Genomic DNA, 18854 nt, shown 5'->3' on the forward strand with positions numbered 1-18854 from the left:
CACAGCATGAGCGATGAACATAACAAGGAAAAACAGATCCACAGACGGGATGTCCTGAAGTGGGGCGCCGTCGCGGGCGCAGCCGTCGCTGTCGGAGCGAGCGGCCTCGGGGGACTCGCGCCGCTCTTCAAACCGGCGGCCACCGCTTCAAAGAAGAATGATGAAAAACATGATCGTGATCAAATCGTTCCTTTTTACGGAAAGCACCAAGCAGGAATCACAACGGCGCATCAGACGTATGTGTATTTTGCGGCGCTTGATGTCATGTCAAGCGACAAAGCCGATGTCATCTCCCTTTTCAAACAATGGACAAGCCTGACGCAGCTGCTGACTTCAGGCGCCGTCCCGTCAGGCGAACAGAAAAATAAAGATATGCCTCCGCAGGATACCGGGGAGTCGCAGGATCTGGCACCGGCGAATTTGACCGTTACCTTCGGCTTCGGCCCCGGGTTTTTCGAGAAAGACGGGAAGGACCGCTTCGGACTGAAAGATAAAAAACCGAAGCACCTCGCCGATATTCCGCCGATGCCTAACGACAAGCTCGATAAGAAACAAGGCGGCGGTGATATCGTCATACAGGTCTGCGCGGATAATGAACAAACGGCGTTTCACGCGGTGCGCAACCTGATGAAACAGGCATCGGGTGTGTGTGAAGTCCGCTTTCTCAATAAAGGTTTCTTAAGCGGCGGGAAAAACGGAGAAACACCGCGCAACCTCTTCGGATTCAAAGACGGCACCGGCAACCAAAGCACGAAGGATGAAAACCTGATGAATTCGATCGTTTGGGTTCAATCAGGAGAGCCGGACTGGATGACGGGCGGCACGTACATGGCGTTTAGGAAAATTAAGATGTTTTTAGATATATGGGACCGTTCATCCTTGAAGGAACAAGAGGACACGTTCGGGCGGGTGAAAAGCTCGGGCGCGCCTTTCGGACAAAAAAAGGAAACCGATCCCGTGAAGCTGAATCAAATTCCCGCCGACTCGCATGTCAGCGTGGCAAAATCAGCCGGCAGACAGATCCTGCGCCGGGCATTTTCCTATACGGACGGAATTGATCCGAAGACGGGCTATGTTGACGCAGGCCTGCTGTTTATCTGCTTTCAAAAAGACCCGGACCGCCAATTTGTCCCGATGCTGAAGGCTTTGGCGGCAAAGGATGCGCTGAATGAATACACACAAACGATCGGCTCTTCCTTATTCGCCTGTCCCGGGGGCTGTAAAAAAGGAGAATATATCGCCCAAAGGCTGCTGGAATCGTGACACCTTCCATATGGAAGGTGTTTTTTAAAAAACTCTTGTAACTATAAAAGTTACAACTTAAAATGATAAGGAAAGGAGACTTACAATGACACTGCAGATTAAAGTATATTCGGATTATGTATGTCCGTTTTGCTATGTCGGCAAAACGGCGTTTGAAGAAGCTATCAAAGACAAGGACGTACAGGTGGAATGGATGCCGTTTGAATTGCGTCCGAGCCCCTCGCCGAAACTTGATCCGGTGAATGATCCCGCCAAGCGGCAGATGTGGAAAAACTCCATTGAGCCGATGGCGCAGTCGTTAGGCGTTGAAATCACGTTCCCCCGCGTGTCACCGCATCCTTACACGGATTTGGCATTTGAAGGCTTTCATTTCGCAAAGGAACATGGGAAAGGAAGCGAATACCATACACGCGTTTTTCAGGCGTTCTTTCAGGAAGAACAAAATATCGGTGACGTTGGCGTGCTGACAAAGCTTGCGGAAGAAGCCGGACTTGACGGTGCTGCCTTCAAAGAGGCGCTTGAGACAAGAGCGTACAAGGACGTACAGCGGGAAGCGCTCCGCCATGCTTATGAGGAAGCCGGCATTACGGCAGTGCCGACGTTTATCATCGGCGATGAGAGAATCCCTGGCGCGGCGGGAAAGGAAACCTTTGAACAAATCATTGAGCGGGAACTGAATAAACGTTAGTAAAAAGCCCTCTTTGCATCAGCGAGAGGGCTTTGCCATATAGTGTTTGACAAATGTTTGTCTGTCCGCTTCATATGCCGCGGCGTCAAAGGAGTCGCCGCAAAAATGAAGGCACCAAGGGTCTTTCTGGCAGGCGACGCCGACTTGATAGCCGTGTTTTTGAAATTCGAGCGACTGTGATGTGTCGTAAAAATGAAAGCCGCGAAACAAATCCTCCCGCCACTCCACGTCATATTGAGCCGCCATTAACAAGCCGTCAATGGCGTCAGCGGGCGTAAACAGGCCGTCTTCATCACCGTGCTCAAAATCCAGCGGGTGATAAGCATTCCCCCGGTATTCAATCACTTTTCCCATCCGCTGTCCGCTTTCCCACCAAATGCCGTTCGGCGGCAGGGTTTTGCAGCCGGCGACACCAAGAAGGCCGAGCTCCTGATGAGATTGAAAGATATGAAGCATGTCATGAAGGAAATGCTGATGAATGATAAAAGTATCCTGATGCAGATAAATTTTATATTTGGAGGGGTGTTTCAGCGCTTTGTTGTAGGACGAGGCCATGCTTGCTGAATCGTATATCGGCATGATATCAACGGAGTATGAAGGGGGGACGGTAAGCTGCATGATATGGCTCTTGCACCGGGAGTACAGCGACTCATCATTCACACAGACGACAAACAGAAATGAATGTGAATCCATTACATGCTCCTCTCGGCCTCAATCACATATTGATAGGCCGATGCTTCTGTCATAAAGTCATGCCTTATGCCAAGCTGTACGCATACTTCGTGCAATGATGCGATGGCTTTGTGGTAAGAAGGGTGATCAACGCGGATCGCCTCAATGCGTTTCACCTCATAGCCGGCGGCTTTAAATAATGAAAGAGTCTCTTCCCGGGTAAAAAAACGCAGGTGGGTCTGATCCATTAATCCGGCGTCACTGTAAGTCCATTTGCCGGCTAAAAGCTCCAGCACGACTGAGATGTGGCCGACATTCGGTATGCATGCAAGCACAGTGCCGTCTTTTTTTACATAAGGACGAAGCTTTTTCAGCACTGTCCACGGGTCGACAAGATGCTCAAGAACGTCTCCGAACAGCATGCAGTCGAATTGCTCTGATTCGTACGGAAGAATGGCGGATTCAATGTCGCCGCAAAGCACGTGGCTCAATTTGCTTTCCGCCTTTTTTGCGGCTTCGGGATATGCTTCAATGCCGTAAACCGTTATTCCGCGGTCTTCGATCGCCGCTCCTAAATTGCCCGTTCCGCAGCCGACATCAAGCACTGTCCGCCAGTTTTCGTCTATTTTGTTCAATAAATAAGGATTCAGGCCTTCGTAGTAGTTCTGTTGTTTTTCATCATAATAGGGATTCGTATCCATCTGTGTATCACCTCATAAATGGGCATAATACACAAGATATGCAGCGGGGGGATCTCATATCACCATGTTTGGCTGTTCAATTGCGGAATACGGACGGGAATGGTTGTCCGGTATACGGTTTGTTCTCTGATTCCCCTCTTATTGCGGGTGTTCCTTTGAAAACTCGGGTGCGGGCGGACTGTGGCAGGTCATATAGTAAAAGGATCCGCCTGTAATCTTACCGCTGGCGGATGGTGTTTTTCATTGGTGTTTTTTTCTTCACCGCTTTTTCAGTATTTAAGAAGCGCCTCACATCGTCAATGTTCAAACCCATGATTCTAGCCTCTTGAATTAACAATTGCCAATCTTGATCTATATCTTTCATTACATGAGTTTTCATAAGAACCTCCAATTGAAAAATTGATTTGCCCAGCTACAGCAGCCAATGTATAACAAATATCACACATAGTTGGCCGGTAATCCCAAATTGAAGATGAATTCACCTACCTATTCCCTAAGAAAATGACTGAAATAACCAAAATCCTTCAAGAATTCTTACATATAATAATAAACAAATAAATACTGACTGGATAGTATGCAAATAAAAATAAACCATATGACCTATTAATATTTACCCTCAAAACGTCGAATAGCATATTGTTTTTGCATAAAAAATACCGCAAAAGAATGATTCGGTGTAAGATAAAGTGAATGATCAAACAGCTGGGGTAAAAAATGAAAAAAAACAAATTTCAAATTAAGAGAGAAGAAACATTTGAAAGTTTTATTGACGCAGGCCTGCATCTCCTGATTGAAAGAGCTTACGATTCAGTCTCAATCGATGACATCAGTAAAGCGGCGGGTTTCAGCAAAGGGGCGTTTTACGTTCATTTTGAAAGCAAGGAAGATTTTCTGAAGCATTTGTTAGAGAGGCGTCAGATTAAAAAAAGGATCATCACTGGCTATCTCGACGAACTAGAAAAGCAAACAGAGCGGCCGTTGACGCTTTGTGAAGCCGCGGCCAGCGCGGCCAGCCTGTTGATGCGGTTTGTAAACAGCAAGCCTGCCTGGAATGTTGTGTCTTTTGCCGTTCATATGCCTACTTACAAAGTCGTCAGTGAATATGAAGCTTATATCCGTCTGTATAAGTTATGGATAGAAGAAAGCACCATGTACATAAATTGGCTCAAATCGAGAAATTTAATAGAAGACCATATAGATACCGAGCATACCGCTAATATGATGTGCGCGCTCATCGACGGGATGATTAAGCAATCCAATGTGCTGGGAAGGCCGGTTACTTTCCGCAGCATGTTTGACGCGCTCTATGTTTTTGTCAGCGGCAGAAAATCAGGGTAACGTTCTTCTTGATTTGACAAAAGGTTTAGAAAAGTCTTTCAGAAAGCGAGGAACTGCCATGCGCTACAGAGAAATTATGATGTATATCATTATGGGGATATTCACGACCATCGTGAATATCGTCAGTTTTTACATTCTGACGTCGGCATTTGAGATGGATTACAAGGCGGCGACTGTCGCCGCTTGGATTCTGTCCGTTCTATTTGCTTATGTTACGAATAAACGGTATGTCTTTCAGCAAAAGACCGCGGGGATGCGGAGTCTGATGAAAGAATTAACGGCCTTTTTCAGCGTGCGGGTACTGTCTCTCGCCATCGATCTCGCCATGATGATTCTTCTGGTCAGTCAATTTCATATGAACGAAACATTGGCGAAAATCGCCGATAACGTCATTATCGTAGTCGTCAACTATGCGGCCAGCAAGTGGATTGTCTTCAGAAAAGCGAAAGAAGAGGGCGTGTCATAACGGTTTTTTTCTGCGCCCTGGGGGGAAAGTGTAATGGTGGAAGAGGATGCGTATGAAGCACAAAATAAAGAAAGCGTTTGCTGATGTATTCGGGGAATCGGAGGACCTGCGCGTTTTCTTTGCGCCCGGCAGAGTGAATCTCATCGGAGAGCTAACGGGGCCCGCTATGAGGAGAAGACAGGGAGAAAAGCTGACTTTTACACGGCGGATATCGGAGCCGGAGCGAGAGAACTAAAGGGGGATGACGATGGCAATTGAGCGGCACGTGGAACGTTTAATCCGGTACGGATTGCAAAAAGAGCTGATTTCATTTCTTGATATTGAATATACAAGAAACCGTTTATATGAAACTTTGCATATTACCCATCCGGAGGCTTCAGAACAGAAAGAAAATGAATCGGCGGCATCATTGCCGGACATATTGGCCCCGATTTATGAATGGGCGGCAGAAACGGGCCGGATGGCAGCCGATACAGACACCTATCGCGACCTGCTGAGCGCGAAGATCATGGGCTGCTTTGCCCCGCAGCCGTCCGAGATTGTGCGTCGTTTTGAAGAAACAAAGGCGGTGCACGGGCCGGAGCAGGCGACAAAGGCGTTTTACCGATTTTCAGAGGATGTGTATTATATCCGTTCGGACAGAATACAGCGGAATGTCGGGTGGACGGCTGAGACGGCTTACGGAAAGCTGGACATCACGATCAATCTTTCAAAACCGGAAAAAGATCCGAAAGCAATTGCCGCTGCCAAAGAGCAGCCTCAATCCGATTATCCGAGATGTGTTCTTTGTAAAGAAAATGTCGGGTACGAGGGGAGATCGGATCACCCGGCGCGTCAAAACCTTCGTGTCATTCCGGTCATTCTCGGCGATGAGCAGTGGTTTCTGCAATTTTCTCCGTATGTGTATTACCGGGAGCATTGCATCGTTTTGAAAGACCGGCACGAACCGATGAAGATCAGCAAAAAAACGTTTGACCGGCTGCTGTCGTTTGTCAGCCAGTATCCTCATTATTTTCTCGGTTCCAATGCTGATCTGCCGATTGTCGGCGGCAGTATTTTAAGCCACGACCATTTTCAGGGGGGCCATTATGAATTCCCGATGGCGCGGGCGGAGACAGAAAGCCGGTACAGGCTGCCTGACTATCCGAAAACGGTGCTGGGAATTGTGAAGTGGCCGATGTCGGTCATCCGCCTGCAAAGCGAGAGCGCGTCTGAGCTTTCCGGCGCGGCAGATGCCATCCTGCGGGCATGGCGCGGTTATTCCGATGAGGCGGCTGATCTCCTCGCCTGTTCAGGAGAAACACCGCACAATACAATTACGCCGATTGCCCGGCGGAGAAACGGTTTATTCGAATTAGATCTCGTCCTCAGAAATAACCGCACCTCTGATGAGCATCCGCTGGGAATTTTTCATCCCCATCAGGAAGTTCATCACCTGAAAAAAGAAAATATCGGACTGATTGAGGTAATGGGGCTTGCGATTCTGCCGGGCCGCCTTGAACAAGAAATGAAATACACGGCTGAAGCGCTGTGCTCCCCGGACCCGGAAGCGGTCTTAACGGCAGACCCTTCTGCGGCAAAGCATAAAGATTGGGCGCTCAGTGTGCTGCATAAGCGGAAGGTAACGAAAGAAAACGCGGAACAGATTCTGAAAGAGGAAATCGGCCATGCCTTTGCGCGGATACTGGAGCATGCCGGCGTCTTTAAACAGACAGAAGAAGGCAGAGCGGCTTTCCGGCGGTTTATCCGCCATTTGGGCGCTCTACCGGAAAAAAGCCCCATCCCATAAGGGACGAGGCTTTTTTTTATCCTCTGCTTCTGGCGATCAGGCTGAATAAGAATACCACGATCGCAGCTCCGATGATTGCCGGAATGATGGCAAAGCCGGCAAGGTGAGGACCCCATGTGCCGAGCAGTCCGTGCCCGATCCATGCGCCGATCAGACCGGCGATCATTGACCCGATGATTCCCCCGGGCATACTGCCTTTTACAAATAAACTTCCGATCCAGCCGATAATAATAGCGACAATCAGAGATACGATAAAACCCATAAATATCACTTCCTATTTTTTATTATTTATGCCTATATGTTTCCTTCGTTTTGTCCATATTAAACATATGAATGCGTTTTTTATAATGAACATATCAAGGCGCGTTCCGGTCTTTTTTTTCACAATGCGTTGCGTTAAAATGGAAACCGTGTGAAAAGGTGTGAGCAAAGGAAAAAATATTTCTTTTGTAGAATGTTTAACAAAATGAAACTTTTTGTTGACCAGCGATTTTTATTATGGTAAACCTTTATTTGGTATTATTCGTTCTCGCTATCTTTTTTCTCTATATATGCTAAATGATCTAAAACTTTTTATGTTTGATTTACGCAAGTGGAAAAAGTTCATGCATTTTTTGACGATTTTGTGACATTAGGTCGAAAAAAAGATGAACTTTAGAAAAAAATAAAGCTAATAAGTGCAGATTTTGATAGCATAACAAGGTAGATAGAGAAAAGATTTTGAGAAAGTACATTTCAGATTCACTACATCAATAGGAAGGATGGTGATCTTCTTGTTCAGAGCATTTAAACCGTTACTTTTATTAGCGATGTTGGCTGTTGTTTTCGTACTGGGCGGATGCAGCGACATTTCCGTTTTAGATCCGAAAGGACCTGTAGCAGACCAGCAGAAAGATCTGATTCTCTTGTCAATCGGATTTATGCTGTTCATTGTCGGCGTCGTATTCGTACTATTTACAATCATTTTAGTGAAATACCGCGACCGCAAAGGCAAAGACAGCGGAAATTACAAGCCCGAGATGCACGGCAACACGTTCTTAGAAGTAGTCTGGACAGTGATCCCAATTTTAATTGTTATTGCACTTTCTGTGCCTACCGTACAGACGATATATTCGTTAGAAAAAGCGCCTGAAGCGACAAAGGATAAAGAGCCTCTTGTTGTTTATGCTACTTCGGTAGACTGGAAATGGGTATTCAGCTACCCTGAGCAGGATATTGAGACGGTTAACTACCTGAACATTCCTGTAGACCGTCCGGTTTTATTTAAAATTTCTTCAGCAGATTCAATGGCATCGCTATGGATTCCTCAGCTTGGGGGACAAAAATACGCGATGGCGGGAATGCTGATGGATCAATACTTACAGGCTGACAAAGTGGGAACATATGAAGGCCGCAACGCGAACTTCACCGGCGAACACTTTGCCGACCAGAAATTCAACGTAAAAGCTGTTACGCAAAAAGACTTTAACAGCTGGGTGAAAAAAGCCCAAAGCGATTCTCCAAAGCTGACGAAAGAGAAGTATGACGAACTGATGCTTCCGGAGAATGTCGGAAAATTAACGTTCTCTTCTACACACTTAAAATACGTTGACCACGGCCAAGATGCCGAATATGCGATGGAGGCGCGCAAACGCCTTGGCTACAAAGCCGTATCACCGCACTCTAAAACAGACCCGTGGGAAGATGTAAAGAAAAACGAATTTAAAGTATCCGACGATAAACAAGATTGAAATTGAACAAGAAAGGAGGAAGCCCGAATGAAATTGAGATGGGATGAATTTTTTGTAACAGGTGACCCATTAATTCTGGGCGCACAAGTTTCCATTGCGCTTTCCACTATCGCTATCATCGTTGTACTCACATACTTCAAAAAGTGGAAATGGCTCTGGTCTGAATGGCTGACGTCTGTAGACCATAAGAAACTTGGAATCATGTACATTATCTCTGCTGTTATCATGCTGTTCCGCGGCGGGGTCGACGGCTTGATGATGCGCGCCCAGTTAGCGCTTCCTAATAACAGTTTTTTAGACTCAAACCACTATAATGAGATCTTTACGACTCACGGTACGATCATGATTATCTTCATGGCGATGCCGTTTTTAATCGGTCTGATCAACGTTGTCGTACCTTTGCAGATAGGTGCGCGCGACGTAGCATTCCCTTACTTGAACAACCTGAGTTTCTGGACGTTCTTTGTAGGTGCGATGCTTTTCAATATTTCTTTCGTTATCGGAGGTTCTCCGAACGCAGGCTGGACGAGTTACATGCCGCTGGCAAGCAACGACATGAGTCCCGGGCCTGGTGAGAACTTCTACCTGCTCGGTCTTCAGATTGCCGGTATCGGTACGCTGATGACGGGTATCAACTTTATGGTGACGATCCTGAAAATGCGTACGAAAGGCATGACGCTGATGCGTATGCCGATGTTCACATGGACGACGCTGATTACAATGGTTATTATCGTATTCGCCTTCCCTGTTTTGACAGTGGCATTGGCGCTGTTATCATTTGACCGTTTGTTCGGCGCTCACTTTTTCACGCTGGAAGCCGGCGGTATGCCGATGCTTTGGGCTAACTTGTTCTGGATTTGGGGACACCCTGAAGTATATATCGTTATCTTACCGGCATTCGGTATTTTCTCTGAAATTATTTCAGCGTTTGCAAGAAAGCAGTTATTCGGTTACAAAGCGATGGTCGGCTCAATTATCGCCATTTCCGTCCTGAGTTTCCTAGTATGGACCCACCACTTCTTCACAATGGGGAACAGTGCGTCTGTTAACTCTTTCTTCTCGATTACAACGATGGCGATTTCGGTTCCGACCGGGGTTAAAATCTTTAACTGGCTCTTTACGATGTATAAAGGCCGAATCAGTTTTACAACACCGATGCTGTGGGCGCTTGCGTTCATCCCGAACTTCGTTGTCGGCGGGGTAACAGGGGTTATGCTTGCGATGGCTGCAGCGGATTATCAATACCATAATACGTACTTCCTCGTATCTCACTTCCACTATGTGCTGATCGCGGGTACGGTATTTGCATGTTTCGCAGGATTTATTTTCTGGTATCCGAAAATGTTCGGCCACAAGCTGAACGAAAGAATCGGAAAATGGTTCTTCTGGATCTTTATGATCGGATTTAATGTATGTTTCTTCCCTCAATACTTCTTGGGGCTGCAAGGTATGCCTCGCCGTATTTACACTTACGGACCGAATGACGGATGGACTGCATTGAACTTTATTTCAACTGTCGGAGCCTTCATGATGGGTGTCGGATTCTTAATCCTTTGCTACAACATCTACTACAGCTTCCGCTACTCTACTCGCGAGATCAGCGGAGATTCATGGGGCGTGGGACGTACGCTTGAGTGGGCGACTTCATCTGCGATTCCGCCGCATTACAACTTTGCGGTGCTTCCTGAAGTGAAATCTCAAGATGCGTTATTGCAATTGAAAGAAGACAAAACGGATATTCATCCGGAAAGCAAGTTCAAGAAAATCCATATGCCGCACAACTCCGGAAGACCGCTTATTATGTCAGTGGCGTTCGGTATTGCAGGCTTCGGACTTGTATTTGAATGGTTCTGGATGGGCATTGTCGGCTTGATCGGCATTCTGCTTTGCATGGTGCTTCGTTCATTTGAATATGACAATGGCTACTATATACCTGTTGAAGAAATAAAAGAGACGGAAAGAAAGATTTCCGAATAAAGGAGGCGTGATTTATGGAACATGCAGAACACGGCAATTCTAACGCGCCTATGGAATATCAATCTGAAACCGGCAGACTCAATATTCTCGGGTTTTGGATCTTTTTAGGGGCAGAGATTGTGTTGTTCTCAACACTATTTGCAACCTTCTTCGTTCTTCAAAGAAGAACAGCAGGAGGAGTCTTACCGGCTGAATTATTTGAAGTGAAGCTTGTCATGATCATGACATTCCTGCTTCTGATCAGCAGTTTCACCTGCGGGATCGCTGTTCATGAAATGCGTCGCGGAAGTTTAAAAGGCGTCGTCATTTGGACGATCATTACGCTTCTTCTCGGCGCGGGCTTCGTCGGATGTGAGCTTAACGAGTTCATCCACTATGTACATGAAGGAGCATCTCTCGGTACAAGTGCTTTCTGGTCTGGATTCTTCGTCCTTCTGGGAACGCACGGAACGCACGTAACGATCGGTATCTTCTGGATTGCCGGCATCTTACTGCAATTGAAGAAACGCGGATTAACGCCGCAGACGTCTTCAAAAATCTTTATCTCAAGTTTATACTGGCACTTCTTAGACGTTGTTTGGATCTTCATCTTTACAGGCGTCTATCTCATCGGATTGGGGGGACTATAATATGGCAAACAAATCTGCTGAACACAGCCACTTTCCGTGGAAGCATATCGTAGGTTTTGCGTTGTCTATTATTCTGACCCTGCTGGCCCTTTGGGTTGCGGTATATACGGAATTAAGCCCATCAGCAAAACTCTGGATCATTTTCGGATTCGCATTTATCCAAGCCGGTCTTCAGCTTCTCATGTTCATGCACATGACAGAAAGCGAAAACGGCGGAATTCAAGTCGGAAACACGCTCTTCGGATTTTTCGGAGCGATTGTTATCATCCTTGGTTCCATCTGGATCTTTGCGGCGCACTACCATCACGGTGACCATATGGATGGAAACCCTCCTGGCGGTGCGAAGCAACATTCCGAACATCAGGAATAAAAAGAAACCCTCTTCGTTTATGCGAAGAGGGTTTTTTGTGCCTTTATTGGCTTCTTCTCCGGCGCAGGCGCGGAAGGCCGTAAATGATAAAGGCGGCGATATGGGCAACGATGACGTTGGCGGCAAACAGGATGATCATGAGTGTATGGCCGAGAGGGGATAGGCTGCTGGTTGCGTAAAAGTAGAAGAAAACCCACATGAGAATAATTGGCGGTATGGCCGAAAGAGCGACTTTTTTGTTATCCAGCCAGATAAAGAGGGGTGTTGCGCTTGCGACCAGTAAATAAGCAAAAAACATGTCCATCTTACGTGTCTCCTTTCATTTTATGGGAGCGTTTCCAAAATGAAATACAGAGAATAAAATGTGTCTGTTTTGTGGTCGTTTTTTGAACATTTTGTTACAATTATTATACCATGTTTTCCAATTTTTGATACCGCTTTTTCGAGAAATGTATTGCAACTATTGCCTCATTTTTGGATAGGTACAAGAAACCGGAAAGGCCAAATACCCTGTCACATTTCCGGACAATGGAATGGCGCAGGCTGTGAACCTTTGCTATGGTCAAAGAAACATGCACAGCAAGGGTGGTTTGAAGTGGACGTAAGGAAAGAAGATGTCACAGCGCCGGATGTCATTGCGCTTTTGCAGGATCATCTGAAGAGCATGACCATGCATTCTTCTCCGGAAAGTATACATGCGCTCAATGCGGACCGGCTGCGTCAGCCTGACGTTACGTTTTGGAGTGCGAGGGAAAACGGCATTCTGCTCGGCTGCGGTGCCTTAAAGAAGCTAAACAGCCGGCACGGTGAGATCAAATCAATGAAAACCTCTCCGCATCATGTCAGAAAAGGCGCAGCCAACCGGATCCTCCGCCATATGCTTGAAGAAGCAAGGCGGCGGGGCTATCAGCGGATCAGCTTGGAAACCGGTTCTATGGAGGCTTTTCTCCCCGCCAGACGCCTGTATGAAAAAGCCGGGTTGTTTCAATATTGTGATCCGTTTGCACATTATAAAGAGAACCCGAACAGCTTGGTTATGACGTTAAACATAAGCTGAAACCCCTTTTCTGACGAGAAGGGGTTTTTTATCGGAAAAGTTTCATCATGACCGAAACATTTCCTTTTCTGACACGTCATATGTCGTGTAGTCCCCAAACCGTAAAAAATAAAAAGGAAGCAACCTCATCATGTTTTCTTGAACGGTGTTCATGTATAATAAACAATAGTGACTTCCGATGAAAATGTAAGGCGGGATAGAATGAGTCGATATAAGAAACAGCAAAATCCCTATTATCAGGGGGATTTGATTTTTATATTTGGTGTGTTTTTAATAATTAGTGTTGCGGCGATTTATGCGGCCGGACAGTTCGGGCAGTACGGAGGCAGTGCCTGGATGAAACAGATTGTCTTCTATGTTATAGGTGCGGGATTCATCGGATTATTGCTGTACTTTGATTTAGAGCAGCTTGAAAAACTGAGTCTGTACGTATTGATTGCCGGCGTGCTGTCGCTGCTCCTTTTGCGTGTGGCGCCGGAATCCATCGCGCCGATTAAAAACGGAGCGAAGAGCTGGTTTCAAATCGGAAACTTTACCCTCCAGCCCTCTGAGTTTACGAAAATAGGAATTATGATGATGGTCGCGTCCATTATATCGAAGGCGGGCCCGAAGGATCAAAGATCACTTCGGGAAGATGTGAATCTGCTCTTGAAAATTGCGGCATGGACGGTCATTCCGCTCGGGCTGATCGTTTTGCAGGATGCCGGAACGGGTGCGATCTGTCTGTTTATCGTTATGGTGATGGTGTTTATGTCGGGTGTAAACTGGAAGCTGATCACCATCATCGGCGGTTCGGCCGCGCTTGTGCTTGGCCTTTTCTTAGTTCTCGTGATTGAATTTCCCCATGTGGCGAATTCAATCGGCATTGCGGATTATCAAATTAACCGGATTACATCGTGGATGTCTGACTCCAGTGCGGCAACGACTCAGGCAGAGAGCGATAAAAGCTGGCAGGTGGATCAGGCCGTTATGGCGATCGGATCGGGCGGCATTACCGGAAACGGCGTTCATAATCTGAAGGTGTACGTACCTGAGGGACAGACCGACTTTATCTTTGCGATTTTGGGTGAAAGTTTTGGATTTTTAGGCTGCGCCATTGCGGTTGTCATGTTTTTCTTTTTAATTTACAGACTTGTGGTGCTGATTGACCGCTTGCATGCGTTTAACCGATTTGGCGCGTTTTTTTGCGTAGGATTTACTGCACTTATCGTGATTCACACCTTCCAGAATATCGGGATGAATATCGGCATTATGCCGGTTACCGGTATTCCGCTGCTGTTTGTCAGTTATGGGGGGAGCTCGGTGCTTTCTACATTAATCAGCTTCGGGATCGTATATAACGCAAGTGTGCAGCTGACGAAATATAAAAGCTACTTGTTCAATTCTTAATGTGAGACGGCTCGTTTTTCGGGCTGTCTTTTTTTGTTTAGAGCATTTCGCTTTTGACATGATTCCCTTTCGGATATGATATATAAAGAAGGAGGCTTTTATATGAACAATACCATCGAAACTATACTTAATCATCGGTCGATCCGATCATTTACTGACGAGCTTCTGACAGCAGAAGAGATAGATACATTAGTGAAAAGCGCCCAGGCGGCGTCAACGTCCAGTTACGTGCAGGCTTACTCCATCATCGGTGTAACCGATAAAGAGAAAAAGCGGAAGCTGGCGGCACTGGCCGGAAACCAGCCTTACGTCGAAAATAACGGGCACTTGTTTGTGTTCTGCGCTGATTTGTACCGCCATAAAAAACTTGCTGAGGAAAAAGGCGAAAACATTACCGAGCTTCTTGAGAATACGGAAATGTTTATGGTCAGCGTCATTGATGCCGCACTTGCCGCACAAAACGTAAGTGTTGCCGCGGAATCAATGGGACTTGGCATTTGTTATATCGGAGGCATTCGAAATGAACTTGATCAGGTGACGGAAGTGCTTGGAACGCCTGACCATGTGCTGCCGCTGTTCGGCTTGGTAGTCGGTCATCCCGCTCATCCGTCCGGTCAAAAGCCGCGCCTGCCGAAACAAGCCTTATATCATGAAAACACGTACGATACGAATGAAGAAAACTTCCGCAGTTATATGAAGGAATATGATGAAACCATTTCCGATTATTATGATAAACGGACAAACGGCAAGCGGGTTGAAACGTGGTCTGATCAAATCCTGCAGTTCATGAAACAAAAACCGAGAACCTATTTAAATCAATATGTAAAAGATAAAGGTTTTCAAAAGAATTAAGAAAAAACCTCTCCTGACCGGGAGAGGTTTTTTTATGTTTCACGTGTAACATATTTCGACAAAATGGAACAAGGTATATAAATGTTTATCATCAGGGATGCTTATAAGCATACAGAAAGAAAAAACGGCTTAGCAGTGGTACGATGTTGAGGAGGTGACAGTGATGATTTCATTAAGCATATTAGATCAATCTCCTGTATCAGAAGGGAGTTCCGCGGAAAGCGCGCTGCGGAATACAGTAAGACTGGCGCAGGAGGCGGAAAAGCTCGGATATAAGAGGTTTTGGGTGTCAGAGCATCATTTTTCAGAGCGGTTGGCGGGTTCAAGCCCTGAAGTGCTGATCAGCCATATTGCGGCGAAAACGAATGAGATTCGTGTAGGATCGGGCGGTGTCATGCTTCCGCATTACAGCGCATATAAGGTGGCGGAGAATTTCCGCGTGCTTGAAGGTTTGACGCCGGGCAGAATCGATCTCGGATTGGGACGGGCGCCGGGCGGAATGCCGATCGCATCATGGGCGCTGAATGACGGCGGGAAGCGGAATGCTGATCAATATCCGCAGCAGATTCGTGAGCTGGCGATGTATTTGCATGATGCAGCCGATGACAATCACCGTTTTCCGAATCTGACCGCATCACCCCTTATTAAGACGGCGCCGGAAGTCTGGCTTCTCGGTTCATCGGGGGAAAGCGCGCTTCTGAGCGCAGAAACGGGAGCAGGCTATATGTTTGCCCACTTTATTAATGGAGAAGGCGGAGAAAGCACGACGGCACAATATAAGCGCAGATTTAAACCTTCTGCATTAGGAAAAGAACCAAAAACGGCCGTGGCGGTGTTTGTGCTGTGCGCGGATACGGAGGAGAAAGCGGAGGAACTCGCGGCTGTCATGGATTATACACTGCTTGCGGGTGAACAGGGGATTCCGCTTCACGGCGTACCGTCTTACGAAACCGTCCGCGGAAATACGTATACACCGTATGAACAAAGACGAATTGCCGATAATCGGAATCGAATGATCATCGGAACGAAGCTGCAAGTGAAAGAACAGATTCTGGCTCTCAGTAAAGCATACGGAACAGAAGAAGTGATGGCTGTAACCATTACTCATCATTTTGAAGATAAACTTCAGTCATACCGCCTGCTTCGAGAAGCTTTTGCCGAATGATCAGAAAGAAACCCTGCTGATGCTCCAGCAGGGTTGTTCGGTTATTCAATGATAAAAGGTTTTTCAGTCAGCACCTGGCTTGATTTCCCTTTGTTCGCGGCATAGGCCAGCATATAATATTCTCCTGCCGGCAGTGCGGTGTCACCATTGACTTTGCCGTTCCAGTCGAAATATTGATAGCCTTTATCCTGCTTTTTGTAGATGCCGGCTTGGCCGACAAAGTCAAGATTACTGTCATATACAAGGAAGGCAAGCTCTTCAGCTCCCGCCGGAAGATAGGTTTCAATTTGGTAGGTTCCCTGCGTTGTGCCGTCGTGCACGTCGATTGACGTCACGCGCGGATAGTCCGGCTCTTTTACAATCAGCAGCGTCGGCACTTTTGCGACTGTTTTTCCGCCTTCACGCACTGTGACGGTTCCCTCATAGGTGCCTGCCTTTACTTTTTTGGCATTGACCTTTACTTTCGCATTGACCTTTCCGGTTTGATGAGCGGGGATCACGACCCGGTCTGTGCCCGAAACGGTAATGCCCGTGCCGTTGAAAGAGTACTCGAGCTGATATGATTTTCTGATGGACGATTGGTTTTCAATCGTAAAGGTTTCTTTTTTCGTTTCATTGCCTTTGTCTTTCATAAACGTTCCGTAAGAATAACTTCCCGGGGCGACAAGGGAGTCTGCTTTGATCGCCTTCATGATTCTGATGCTTCCGGCGCCTTGCGCATTATGCGGGTATACGTCACCGTCCGCGTCCGTTAAGGTTTCCGCGGTGTTCATGAGAGCGGCTTTTATTTGTTCCGGGCTCCATTTCGGTTTGGCCTGCTTGATAACGGCAGCTGCGCCGGCTACATGCGGGGAAGCCATGCTCGTTCCCTGCTTCGATCCGTAGCCGTACGGGTCGGCCGGATCATGGGTCGGAATGGTGCTGACGATGTTTACGCCGGGAGCGGAGACGTCAGGTTTAATCATCCACGTGTCCATAACCGGACCGCGTGACGAAAAGTCTGCCATTTGTTCAGTGAGCGATTTAGCCACGGATAAATGGAATGTCGCTTTTGTGCCGCCCGCTTTTAATTGGCTGACGAGTTTTTCGCCGTCTTCTGATGAAAGCTTAATCGTCGGCACTGACATGCCCGGTACGTTGGCTTCAATTTCTCCCGGGGCATTGTTATACACAACCATACCGATCGCGCCCGCTTTTTTGGCGTTGTCGGCTTTATCGACAAAGGCGATGCTGCCCCGTTTGACGACAGCGACTTTTCCTTTCAGATCTTTGCCTTCAAAATCCTTTTGCTCGCCGATACCCGCCTCTATGAGCTCTGTTTCTTTTTTATTCAGTGCTTTTATGTCATCTTCTTTGTTGTAGCCCATTACTTTCGCTGAGGAATAGGAACCGAAGGAGACGGCGTACTCGTTCAGCGGCAGCTGGGTCGCTCCGACGGAGATGGCTTCTCTGGACGTTCCCGGAGAGCCGACGGTCCAATTGTTCGGCCCGCTGTTTCCGTTTGATGTAACGGCCGTGACGCCTTCTGACATCGCCCAGTCAAGCGCCGTGCTTGTCGCCCAGTCTGGGTTATTCACAGAATTGCCGAGAGAAAGGTTCATGACATCCGCTCCGTCCTGTACGGCGCGTTCGATGCCGGCGATGACGTTCTCTGTTGTTCCGCTTCCGCCCGGACCGAGCACACGGTAGGCAAGGAGTGTAGCATCCGGCGCGACGCCTTTAATCGTTCCGTTTGCCGCTACCGTGCCCGCGACATGGGTTCCGTGGTCAGTCGACGCGCCTCTCGGATCACCGGACGGCGTTTCTTCAGGATCGTAATCGTTATCCACAAAATCGTATCCTTTATATTGTCCGAAATTTTTCTTTAAGTCAGGGTGTTTATATTCGACACCGGTATCAATAATGGCAACCTTGACGCCTTTACCCGTATAGCCGAGCTTCCACGCGTCATTTGCCCCTATATAAGGCGCGCTGTCATCCATCTGCGGAGACACGGCATCCTTAGATAGGGTGATGTCTTTATCTTTGAGCTGATCGGTATGATAGGTGACATTCGGATAAACCGCTTTGACATCCTGATCACTCAGCAGTTTGGGGATTTCATTTGCCGGGAGTTTCATGGAGAAGCCGGAAAACACTTGCTCATATTCCCTGTTGATTTTTCCGTGTTTAATGGTTTTGAGCGCTTTCTTTTTCACTTTTGAGCGTTCGCTTTTCAGCTTGCTTTTTGTCTGTGCTTTGCCGAGTTCCTTTGCTTCCGCCAGTGACTTTTCCTTCAGCTCCACGATGACTGTCGTTTGTTTGCCGGTGGTCATATCAATGTCACCGAACACCTCAGCCTTCTCAAGATCAGGAGTTTGCGGTTTTGAAGCCGGCGCAGCCTGTGAACTTGTGGATAAGGTAAAGGATAAGACAAAAGCCGGAAGCAGATAACGGATGATTCCTTTTTTCAATCGTGTTTCCCCCTTTTTCTTTATCTGAATTAGAAATCTAGTATATATTTCTTGAAAATTCAAAATAATCCTTGTGACATATGACTCATTTATGGAAATTGGTCTGTGTATAACTGAATAAATTTGTGTATATATATTGTTGGGAACGAATGTTCCTATACAAAATATAGATCGAGTTTGTGGATATGTGGATATACACTGTGTTTAAGCTGTGCTTAACCAAGGGATAAGGTGTGTATAACTTTTTTTATCGGCTTTTCCATTTTTCAGGTCATTTCCATCAGCTTTCAACAAAACTTCTGAAAACTAGTTTGT

At 46.9% G+C, this 18854-nt stretch carries 19 protein-coding genes and 2 pseudogenes; 15 read left to right on the forward strand and 6 right to left on the reverse strand.

The genetic code is table 11. From position 1 onward, the window contains the following. The first annotated feature begins 6 nt into the window (after positions 1 to 6). Together efeB and MJQ52_RS12850 are read left to right on the forward strand one after the other, a co-directional pair. Positions 7 to 1263 carry an iron uptake transporter deferrochelatase/peroxidase subunit gene (gene efeB, locus MJQ52_RS12845; protein WP_434181824.1) on the forward strand — a complete coding sequence of 419 codons (1257 nt, stop codon included), beginning with the start codon at positions 7 to 9 and terminating at the stop codon, positions 1261 to 1263. Between the two features lie 85 nt (positions 1264 to 1348). Beyond that, entirely contained in the window at positions 1349 to 1951 is a 603-nt protein-coding gene (locus tag MJQ52_RS12850; protein ID WP_094247393.1) for a DsbA family oxidoreductase, read from the forward strand. A gap of 18 nt (positions 1952 to 1969) precedes the next feature. Here MJQ52_RS12850 and MJQ52_RS12855 read toward each other — a convergent pair whose 3' ends face one another. The 3 genes from MJQ52_RS12855 to MJQ52_RS12865 form a co-directional block, all read right to left on the reverse strand. Continuing rightward, complete coding sequence (locus MJQ52_RS12855; RefSeq protein ID WP_024085947.1) at positions 1970 to 2644, reverse strand: glycosyltransferase family protein; 675 nt, start codon at positions 2642 to 2644, stop codon at positions 1970 to 1972. Then, positions 2644 to 3324, reverse strand: coding sequence for a class I SAM-dependent methyltransferase (locus tag MJQ52_RS12860; protein ID WP_044052801.1), 681 nt, complete (start codon positions 3322 to 3324; stop codon positions 2644 to 2646). The genes MJQ52_RS12855 and MJQ52_RS12860 overlap by 1 nt, the downstream gene beginning before the upstream one ends. A 217-nt stretch (positions 3325 to 3541) precedes the next feature. Beyond that, the gene (locus MJQ52_RS12865) at positions 3542 to 3703 is read right to left on the reverse strand and encodes an anti-repressor SinI family protein (protein WP_029972917.1); all 162 of its coding nucleotides are present in this window, start codon (positions 3701 to 3703) and stop codon (positions 3542 to 3544) included. A 335-nt stretch (positions 3704 to 4038) separates the two neighbouring features. Here MJQ52_RS12865 and MJQ52_RS12870 point away from each other — a divergent pair, with 335 nt between their 5' ends. The 5 genes and pseudogenes from MJQ52_RS12870 (at position 4039) to galT (ending at position 6917) form a co-directional block, all read left to right on the forward strand. Beyond that, on the forward strand, positions 4039 to 4662 hold the full coding sequence (locus MJQ52_RS12870) for a TetR/AcrR family transcriptional regulator (RefSeq protein WP_003150919.1): 624 nt from the start codon (positions 4039 to 4041) through the stop codon (positions 4660 to 4662). A gap of 79 nt (positions 4663 to 4741) precedes the next feature. Next, a complete protein-coding gene (locus MJQ52_RS12875) occupies positions 4742 to 5128 on the forward strand; it encodes a GtrA family protein (RefSeq protein ID WP_032857211.1) in 387 nt (128 codons plus the stop codon). Positions 5129 to 5180: 52 nt separating this feature from the next. Beyond that, a pseudogene (locus MJQ52_RS12880) lies at positions 5181 to 5246 on the forward strand (galactokinase family protein); the annotation flags it as partial. A gap of 38 nt (positions 5247 to 5284) precedes the next feature. Next, a pseudogene (locus MJQ52_RS12885) lies at positions 5285 to 5386 on the forward strand (galactokinase family protein); the annotation flags it as partial. Next, a complete protein-coding gene (galT, locus tag MJQ52_RS12890; protein WP_094247395.1) occupies positions 5376 to 6917 on the forward strand; it encodes a UDP-glucose--hexose-1-phosphate uridylyltransferase in 1542 nt (513 codons plus the stop codon). The pseudogene MJQ52_RS12885 and the gene galT, both read left to right, overlap by 11 nt. 16 nt (positions 6918 to 6933) lie before the next feature. Here galT and MJQ52_RS12895 read toward each other — a convergent pair whose 3' ends face one another. Further along, positions 6934 to 7179 carry a GlsB/YeaQ/YmgE family stress response membrane protein gene (locus MJQ52_RS12895; protein WP_003150926.1) on the reverse strand — a complete coding sequence of 82 codons (246 nt, stop codon included), beginning with the start codon at positions 7177 to 7179 and terminating at the stop codon, positions 6934 to 6936. A gap of 502 nt (positions 7180 to 7681) precedes the next feature. On the opposite strand from MJQ52_RS12895, the gene qoxA reads away from it, so the two are divergent. Genes qoxA through qoxD form a run of 4 tightly spaced genes read left to right on the forward strand, consistent with a single transcriptional unit; the run spans position 7682 to position 11623 of the window. After that, positions 7682 to 8647: a cytochrome aa3 quinol oxidase subunit II gene (gene qoxA / locus MJQ52_RS12900; RefSeq protein ID WP_014306059.1), complete on the forward strand. Its 966-nt coding sequence runs from the start codon at positions 7682 to 7684 to the stop codon at positions 8645 to 8647. Between the two features lie 27 nt (positions 8648 to 8674). Then, positions 8675 to 10624 (forward strand): cytochrome aa3 quinol oxidase subunit I, encoded by a 1950-nt coding sequence (gene qoxB / locus MJQ52_RS12905; protein WP_007614578.1) that lies wholly within the window; start codon positions 8675 to 8677, stop codon positions 10622 to 10624. Positions 10625 to 10638: 14 nt separating this feature from the next. Next, on the forward strand, positions 10639 to 11253 hold the full coding sequence (qoxC, locus tag MJQ52_RS12910) for a cytochrome aa3 quinol oxidase subunit III (RefSeq protein ID WP_003150930.1): 615 nt from the start codon (positions 10639 to 10641) through the stop codon (positions 11251 to 11253). A 1-nt stretch (position 11254) separates the two neighbouring features. Then, positions 11255 to 11623, forward strand: coding sequence for a cytochrome aa3 quinol oxidase subunit IV (gene qoxD, locus MJQ52_RS12915; RefSeq protein WP_014419185.1), 369 nt, complete (start codon positions 11255 to 11257; stop codon positions 11621 to 11623). Positions 11624 to 11666: 43 nt separating this feature from the next. On the opposite strand, the gene ywcE is transcribed toward qoxD, so the two are convergent. Next, on the reverse strand, positions 11667 to 11927 hold the full coding sequence (ywcE, locus tag MJQ52_RS12920) for a spore morphogenesis/germination protein YwcE (RefSeq protein WP_007614574.1): 261 nt from the start codon (positions 11925 to 11927) through the stop codon (positions 11667 to 11669). 291 nt (positions 11928 to 12218) lie between these two features. Between ywcE and MJQ52_RS12925 the strand changes: the two genes are divergently transcribed. The 4 genes from MJQ52_RS12925 (at position 12219) to MJQ52_RS12940 (ending at position 16086) form a co-directional block, all read left to right on the forward strand. Beyond that, positions 12219 to 12680, forward strand: coding sequence for a GNAT family N-acetyltransferase (locus MJQ52_RS12925; protein WP_128974140.1), 462 nt, complete (start codon positions 12219 to 12221; stop codon positions 12678 to 12680). 201 nt (positions 12681 to 12881) lie between these two features. Then, positions 12882 to 14069 carry an FtsW/RodA/SpoVE family cell cycle protein gene (locus MJQ52_RS12930; protein WP_014419183.1) on the forward strand — a complete coding sequence of 396 codons (1188 nt, stop codon included), beginning with the start codon at positions 12882 to 12884 and terminating at the stop codon, positions 14067 to 14069. Positions 14070 to 14171: 102 nt separating this feature from the next. Then, positions 14172 to 14921 (forward strand): oxygen-insensitive NADPH nitroreductase, encoded by a 750-nt coding sequence (nfsA, locus tag MJQ52_RS12935; RefSeq protein ID WP_065180317.1) that lies wholly within the window; start codon positions 14172 to 14174, stop codon positions 14919 to 14921. Positions 14922 to 15084: 163 nt separating this feature from the next. Next, complete coding sequence (locus tag MJQ52_RS12940) at positions 15085 to 16086, forward strand: LLM class flavin-dependent oxidoreductase (RefSeq protein WP_017418656.1); 1002 nt, start codon at positions 15085 to 15087, stop codon at positions 16084 to 16086. A 41-nt stretch (positions 16087 to 16127) separates the two neighbouring features. On the opposite strand, the gene MJQ52_RS12945 is transcribed toward MJQ52_RS12940, so the two are convergent. Further along, positions 16128 to 18539, reverse strand: coding sequence for a S8 family peptidase (locus MJQ52_RS12945; protein ID WP_434181825.1), 2412 nt, complete (start codon positions 18537 to 18539; stop codon positions 16128 to 16130). Positions 18540 to 18854: the final 315 nt, after the last annotated feature.

It is taken from the genome of Bacillus sp. jun7, from assembly GCF_051034795.1.
Lineage (GTDB): Bacteria > Bacillota > Bacilli > Bacillales > Bacillaceae > Bacillus > Bacillus velezensis.